A 6609-nucleotide genomic window follows, 5' to 3' on the forward strand; every position below is an offset into this window, starting at 1 on the left:
ACAAAGAAGGAGGCCGCCGACTGGATCGCGGCCAATTCGGAAGACTGGCCAGCTAGATCTAAGTGACCCCGCTTACCCAAGCGAACAAAATGACAGCTCCGAGCCCAGCGACACGGCGTTGGACCTCCGAAGAGGAGCAGAAGCTTGATGAGCTCCTCGATGCCGGAAAGGAAGCCGTCGAGATAGCTGTTGCACTGAACCGAACACGCCAAGCTGTTTATGCTCGATTGCAACGGCGTTACAGAAAACGAGCAAAGCAGCCGGGGCAAGAAGAGCTGGGCTGAAGGCGAAGGGAAAATGAAGAAGCGCATTATTCAGCCGTGGACGCCTGAAGACGACAATCGCCTTCGCAAGCTCGCCGCGGAAGGCCGCACCTCAGTAACGATCGCGGAACGGATGAAGCGGACACCGGCATCGGTTCGCAGCCGGGCAAAGGCCATTAACGTCGTATTCCTGAAGGCGAAGGGGAATTGAGCGATCGAACGCTCTTGATTGTTGGCCTGCTCATCGTTTGCGGCGGGATAGCATATTTGATCGCGACGATCGTTTGGCCCGCCTGATCATTCCAGCATGAAACGATACTTGGCATTCATCCTGACGTTCGAGGGTAGTGTCGTCAGCTCGATCGAGCTTTACTGCGCCGATGAAGCCGAGGCGATCGAGCGCGCGAACGCTATTGTTGCAGACGGGCCGGTCGAACTATGGGATGGGCCGCGGCGGATCGGCCGCTTTAACCTTACGCCCTAACTTCGACGGTCACGCGGTGCAGATCGCGCCCCAGGCAGATTGCCAAGCCGACGGCTTTCGCGCGGGGGAGGCGTGATCAATGAAAGAGGCCGCCAACTGAGTTACTCCGAACTAGTTCGGAAAGATCAGCCCGAGGTGCGGTAATTTAGCAGGCCGTTGGCAATCCGCCTTGCCGGTCGGCTGGCCCGAGCGCACCTCCAGTACGCTGGGCCGTCATATTGCGCCGGGAACCGGGATGGCAAGGTCACGGCTATTCTACATGTTCAAATCGAGTAATCGAGATGAAGCGTGGTTTTTGGAGCAAGATGACGACGGGTCACTCCATGTCAAATATGAATGTGAATTGCCGCTCAAGACCAATTGGAGAATGACGATCAACGAATTCCTGGCGAATGACGGCACGACCTCTCATCGCGTTTTGTTAGCGCTCGTTGACCGTTTACTTGAAGGCGAATGACGGCAAGCAGTCCGGGGGGAAGCGAGGCCCGCGCGCTGGCGAAAGCCAACTGAAGGCGGCCTTCAATTGAGAGATTTCTTGCGCAGTTTTTCGATGACCTCGCACAGGCCGTAGGGATACTCCTCCTCAACAATTGGGAAGGCTTGATCCGTGCAGAACGCCTTATCTTTTGTCTCCTCGTCGGCGTACTGCTCTCGGACGCGGCGCAGTATCTCTTCCATTGAGATCGGATAATTGGAGTTGTCGGTCATTCGGTCGTTACGGCACGGCCGTTAATCGACCCTTGCTCACAAACCCCGTTCATACTCGGAAAACTACGGACCTAGCTGTTGAGATGGCGGAAGATGGCAATCCTCTCGGTGCCATGCCACAGCTCAACATCGTGGCCGTCAACCAGTGGCTTCGCGAAAAAAGCGGCCCCAGCAGGGGCTGGCTGTGCTGGGGCCGCCCATTCCAGCCGCAGCGCCGAAAAATGCGCCAGCGGCGACCGTGCAACTTGGTTGAATCGTTCCTAGCTACTTTGGAGTACTCCCGCAGCCGTTTCGTAAACTAGCCGGCCGGTTGGAACGCTGGGCCGGGAGAGGAGTTTGAATTTTCATTCTACGTGGTGTTTTTATCGTGGGGCAAAATTGTGAGTGACGTGCAAGAATTCAATAGACTGGTCGTCGGCGCTCGCTTCAAGATCAGTGAACTCGGAGCCGCTCGATTGCGATCGCTGGCCGGCAAGACTGGGATCGTTGTCGAGGTTTTTCGAAGCAATACGGGCGTCACCGTGCTGTTCGATGGTGCCAAAAGACCAACCTGCCTGCACAGGGATTTTATTACCCCGATCTCGCGCAACGCGGCATCGGTGCCGGGCCCAGCTTGAGATAGCTCCGCCAGCCCTAGCTCAGAGTCACCACCCCCATTGTAATCAAAGCGTCACAGACGTGCGGCAGGCTTAGCCCGCCGGGATTTAAAGACCCGGCCGGGGAAATGCCGATGCCGCCAGAGCGAATATACTCCGCTCTGGCCGGCGTTGTTGCGGTGAGACGGAATGGACCCCTCGTCAAGGGACGACAAATGATTGATCAACAGCTGGCTCGCTTGCATACGCATCGCAGCAATATTCAACGCTATCGCAACCTATTGCAGACCAGTTTGACAGAGCTTGAGCGCCAGTTTGTCCAAAGGCGCCTGAGCGAAGAGCAATCCAATCTGGAGAGGGTGGTCACTTCCCTTCCCAACGGGGTGAAGGGCGCCCCGCCTCCTCTGACTTAGCGAAGCGCGCGAAGCGGTCCTTCAATTCCTCCTTGCGTGCCCGCTCAGGTTGCGGGAGATCAATATCTCGCCGCACGCGCCCGCGGGATGGCGTCAAAAATGTCATCGACCGTTTCACGATCAGCGCTCGCATGTGCTCCTCTTGGGTCACGGTCAGGCTCTCCCCCGTCGCGATGTCTATGATCGATTTGGCGAGATGGTTGGGGTCGCGGGGGTGTTTGGAATAGGTCAATTAAATTTTCCATCTCCCGACGGGTCGTGTGGTTTAACCTGGCTCAGTGCAGATAGTCATAATAGCCGGATCATCGATAAATCTCGGCACCGCAATTCCCGCATTGAAAACTTCCCAATCTACTGGGCGAGCGCCGCTCTTGCACGGCGCGGTACACCAAGCCGCACTTCGGGCAGGCAAAAATTACCGTGGCGCTAGTGCCGAGGGGCATTTAGGGCTGCATTTCCTTTAATGTTGGAGCTAGTCGCGTTGGCAACCTCGCCCTCATGCGACCAGACCTGCGGCCCGCAGCGTCATCAGGAAGAACGTGCCATTCATCAGGCTCCAGAAGCCCGCGAGCACGGTTGCCATCATAAGCGGCGCTCGATCTTGGCGGAGCGCAGCGTATTGCGCATGATGATGAAGGGGGCGGCAAAAACAAGGAACGGAACCGCGGCAAACGTCTTCGGCGCCACGCCATCCAAGAGCAGCTCGAATCCGACGGGTCGCGCCGCCATGGCCTGGTAGCCGCTGGCCAACGCGCCTGCAAGCGCAAAACCCATGGAAAGGGAATCCGCTACGACCGCGCCCTGCCGAAGCGGGCTGAAGACTTATAGCGGCGACGACGAGAAAGCTCTGCTCGCACAAAAAAGCCAGCAGCAAAGCCCATCGTGAAGATCGCGACAAGAATTGCAATGGCCTCCATAACTTAGCACTCCCTAATCGAACGCGACGTAAGCGGCTAATTCTGCAAACCTCCAAATGCCAAACATCAGCGCCTTACTGAGCACGTACAACCAACCGGTCATGACAGCGGCGACGGTGATAATATACGCTGCAATAATGATGCCACCGCGTACTTGTCGTTCGCTACTCGACGGCCGATGGATCACAAGAGCGTTTGCCATTTCATGATTGGTAGAACTCATGACGCTTACCCCTAAACACCGGGAACAAGCTGCAACTCAGCGCCCGCCGATAGGTTGCAATTTTCGTAAAACTAAGTCTGGAAAGGGACGGACTGGCAGAGTGATTGAGAAACGCCACGGCCCTCGGGCCGGGTCGGCTTGGGATAGCCTCATGCGTCTCGGGGAAGATCACATGCGGATGCATGTCGGGGCAGCGGATCGTTCCTATAAGCGGACTGATTTGATTTCATTAACTTTTCCGCGAGGTGGTCAATATTGACCACTATGTCGGCTCCCGGACATGCCAGATTATCCCGATCACCGCTCGGCTTTCGGCTTCCATCGGTGACTGAGAGTGTGCTGCGCTCCCGCCCGACCAAAAAAGGGATGCACATCACTTGCCCCAACCTCATGCCCGTCCTGAACCGTCGCTGATCCCAATTGAGCGGCCCCGCTGTCCGCTATGTTCCAAACGAATGATGCTGACCATGATCAGCCCGGCGTCAAAGAGCGATGACAGCCGAACCTTTGAGTGCGCTAATTGCATTCAAACCATGACGTGCACCGTCGCGCGCGATCCGACGTCGGATAAGTCGGGCTGGCAATACAGCAACCGCAAAGCCCCGGAGTGAGATGCGGCGCCCGCCTTGTGAGCCGCCCAGCACTTGAAGAACGCCTGATCGATTTGGCTTTGGTAGGAGTCCACGCAAGCAAGGAAGCGTGCACAGAGTTGGCGATCTTCGGCGGGATTGGGAACAACAAAATCCCACGGTGTGTTTGCTCAGTAGGAGGACATAATGCCGATGATGCTGCTCTGGGCTGCCCCTGCCGTGATGTTCAGCGGTGTAGGTTATTATTGGATAGCGGTCGCTGATCTCTTGGATGACGCGGTTGCCTTTTCGACCCCCGTGGCGCCAACCTCGCGTCGGCGTCCCCAGTTTACGGTAATTCAGGGCGGCAAATACTAGGCCCCGATCGGTTCAGACTATTTGGAAGCGGGCCGCGCCAGCATATTCGGGAACGTTCAATTGCCCAGCATGTTGGCTTTTCAGTGAATGTCTCAAATCGTCTTTGGAGTGCTCAAATGACTAAACGCAAATCAACAACGGCGTCAAAGCCCGCCCGCAGACTGAAAATAGCCGCCAAGGCTCAACGAGCCAATTCGGCTGTTATTAGAAGCCCAAAACCCGGCCGCGTTCGCTCGGTTGCGGCCGACCCTATTAAATCGTCTCCCAAGGGTCCTAACGATCCGAAACACCAGGCAGCCATAATTGAGAGTCCGGCGATGGAATTGCAGGACTCCCTAAAGAAGACCGTGAGCGAGCCGGATTTAAGGAAGGGGTTTGATCTGTCGTCAGCCACGGCAACAGCGCGGGCGTATCAAGCAAAGCTGTTGGAAATGGCACAAGCCAACATGCAATTTGCGCTTGAATTCGGACCGAGGCTTGCGTCGATTAGGTCGCCCTTTCAATTACTCCGCGTCATCGAAGAGCTCACAAAAGAGCGGATCGCAATGTTCCGCAAGTACTCGAATGAAATGGTGCAACTTAGTATGAAACGATGAAGTCTTCCCAAGGCCATTTATACGAGCAGCCCCTTCATCTTTACGGACAGATATGTAGAGGTCGGGCGGATGTTCAAATTTATGATGTTGGCAGTCGAAGCAAATCGCGTAATCGCGTTGCGAACCATGAAGCTGATGCGCGGCGGCAGGTCTGGCCGGCGCGAAGCTAAATTAATGGTCAGCGAAAAGATAATTGCGGCTTCCGAAGCCGCGGTTAGTCTAATAGTCGGCACATCAACTGATAAAATAATTCAGAGATACCGGCACCATGTTGCCCGAAATGCGAAACGGCTGGGTGGCCTCAAAACGGGCCAAAACCGAGTGACTAAGGGAACGCGACGCCGACGGAAATAGCATCCAGGCTGTTCATGTCATTCGCTGCTCGACGAGCGTAGGCATTTGATAATACGCGTAATCTGTTTTCGCCGTTTCATCCGTTGGACGCCGCTGAGAACGGATCCCGAGCCCGGGCATTGCGCACGGACCCTGACCGGTGCACCCGCCATCCCCGCTGGAACCCTTTGGCCGATCGGGCCTTTTCATCGCGGCCCCGTCTTGCGCAGCTTGGAAATTTTGGGGTACGTCCCCTTCGCCATTGCCACTTTTTCCCGCTAAGTTAATTAGCGCTGAAGGAGCAGCCAATGGACGGTCTAACGCCGGTCGCGCCGGACGTTCATCACGATTTAAAGCGCCGAGAAGGAGTTGCTGGCGGGGAAATCGCCTCGTGCGCCCGAGAGTGCGTGCTGGGCCATGTCATCGGTCGGACTGCCAGCCGGTCCCCAGACCAGCCTGCGATCGTCTCCACCAAGTTTGCGCCGCTAACGTACAGCGATCTTCAACGCCAGTTGGACAATATCCGCCGGCAGCTTCGTCTGGCTGGATTCGATTGCAACGCCCGGATCGGGGTACTCATGCCGAACGGCGCGGAGGCGGTTCTCGCCATCGTGGCGGTGGCCTGCTGCAGCATCGCGGTTCCTCTCGATCCGCGATTGTCCGAGGCGGAATTCGATCAACGTCTCGACATGCTGCGCTTGGACGCGCTTCTCGCGCCGCAAGGCAATGCCTCTGAAGCGCGTCAGGCGGCTGAGCGGAGAAGGATTGCCGTGATCGAAGCCGCTCCGATCGGACACGGTCAGCTTGGACTAGATATCGCCGTGCAGGCCTCCGACTCCCCTGCGATCGACGCTGAGCCTGATCCGGGCTCGCCTGCCTTCATCCTGCAGACGTCGGGCACCACCGCGCAGCCAAAGCTCATTCCGTTCAGCCATGGCAATATGCTGGCGGCGGCCGCACGGCTTCAGGCCTGGTTCGGCCTCACGCCTGGGGACCGCTGCCTGAGCGTGTCGTCCCCTCATTACTCCCATGGGCTCAAAGTAACGGTCTTCACACCACTGCTGACGGGCGGCAGCATTGCTGTCCCGGCGAACTTTGCCATCGTGGCGCTCGATGAATGGCTCGATGT

At 57.0% G+C, this 6609-nt stretch carries 10 protein-coding genes and 1 pseudogene; 7 read left to right on the plus strand and 4 right to left on the minus strand.

Annotated elements, in window-relative coordinates:
* Positions 1 to 219 precede the first annotated feature (219 nt).
* The 3 genes from JQ575_RS43410 to JQ575_RS43420 all read left to right on the plus strand — a co-directional run bounded on the left by JQ575_RS43410 (position 220) and on the right by JQ575_RS43420 (position 1204).
* Positions 220 to 474, plus strand: coding sequence for an SANT/Myb-like DNA-binding domain-containing protein (locus JQ575_RS43410; RefSeq protein ID WP_212039265.1), 255 nt, complete (start codon positions 220 to 222; stop codon positions 472 to 474).
* Positions 475 to 582: 108 nt separating this feature from the next.
* Positions 583 to 747 (plus strand): hypothetical protein, encoded by a 165-nt coding sequence (locus tag JQ575_RS43415; RefSeq protein WP_212039266.1) that lies wholly within the window; start codon positions 583 to 585, stop codon positions 745 to 747.
* A 169-nt stretch (positions 748 to 916) separates the two neighbouring features.
* Positions 917 to 1204, plus strand: coding sequence for a hypothetical protein (locus tag JQ575_RS43420; RefSeq protein WP_212039267.1), 288 nt, complete (start codon positions 917 to 919; stop codon positions 1202 to 1204).
* A gap of 62 nt (positions 1205 to 1266) precedes the next feature.
* Here JQ575_RS43420 and JQ575_RS43425 read toward each other — a convergent pair whose 3' ends face one another.
* Complete coding sequence (locus JQ575_RS43425) at positions 1267 to 1455, minus strand: hypothetical protein (protein WP_212039268.1); 189 nt, start codon at positions 1453 to 1455, stop codon at positions 1267 to 1269.
* A gap of 380 nt (positions 1456 to 1835) precedes the next feature.
* Between JQ575_RS43425 and JQ575_RS43430 the strand changes: the two genes are divergently transcribed.
* Positions 1836 to 2072, plus strand: coding sequence for a hypothetical protein (locus tag JQ575_RS43430; RefSeq protein WP_212039269.1), 237 nt, complete (start codon positions 1836 to 1838; stop codon positions 2070 to 2072).
* Between the two features lie 342 nt (positions 2073 to 2414).
* Here JQ575_RS43430 and JQ575_RS43435 read toward each other — a convergent pair whose 3' ends face one another.
* The 3 genes and pseudogenes from JQ575_RS43435 to JQ575_RS43445 form a co-directional block, all read right to left on the minus strand.
* Positions 2415 to 2696 carry a hypothetical protein gene (locus tag JQ575_RS43435; RefSeq protein WP_212039270.1) on the minus strand — a complete coding sequence of 94 codons (282 nt, stop codon included), beginning with the start codon at positions 2694 to 2696 and terminating at the stop codon, positions 2415 to 2417.
* A gap of 264 nt (positions 2697 to 2960) precedes the next feature.
* A pseudogene (locus JQ575_RS43440) lies at positions 2961 to 3238 on the minus strand (DUF6949 family protein).
* Between the two features lie 156 nt (positions 3239 to 3394).
* Positions 3395 to 3604: a hypothetical protein gene (locus JQ575_RS43445; RefSeq protein WP_212039271.1), complete on the minus strand. Its 210-nt coding sequence runs from the start codon at positions 3602 to 3604 to the stop codon at positions 3395 to 3397.
* Between the two features lie 776 nt (positions 3605 to 4380).
* On the opposite strand from JQ575_RS43445, the gene JQ575_RS43450 reads away from it, so the two are divergent.
* The 3 genes from JQ575_RS43450 to JQ575_RS43460 form a co-directional block, all read left to right on the plus strand.
* Positions 4381 to 4551, plus strand: a complete 171-nt coding sequence (locus JQ575_RS43450) for a hypothetical protein (protein ID WP_212039272.1) — start codon at positions 4381 to 4383, stop codon at positions 4549 to 4551.
* Between the two features lie 116 nt (positions 4552 to 4667).
* Positions 4668 to 5147, plus strand: a complete 480-nt coding sequence (locus JQ575_RS43455) for a Phasin protein (protein ID WP_212039273.1) — start codon at positions 4668 to 4670, stop codon at positions 5145 to 5147.
* Positions 5148 to 5788: 641 nt separating this feature from the next.
* Positions 5789 to 6609: AMP-binding protein (locus JQ575_RS43460; protein WP_212039274.1), on the plus strand; the 821-nt coding region annotated here is incomplete at its 3' end.

This window comes from Bradyrhizobium sp. JYMT SZCCT0428 (genome assembly GCF_018131075.1).
In the GTDB taxonomy this organism is placed as follows: Bacteria; Pseudomonadota; Alphaproteobacteria; order Rhizobiales; family Xanthobacteraceae; genus Bradyrhizobium.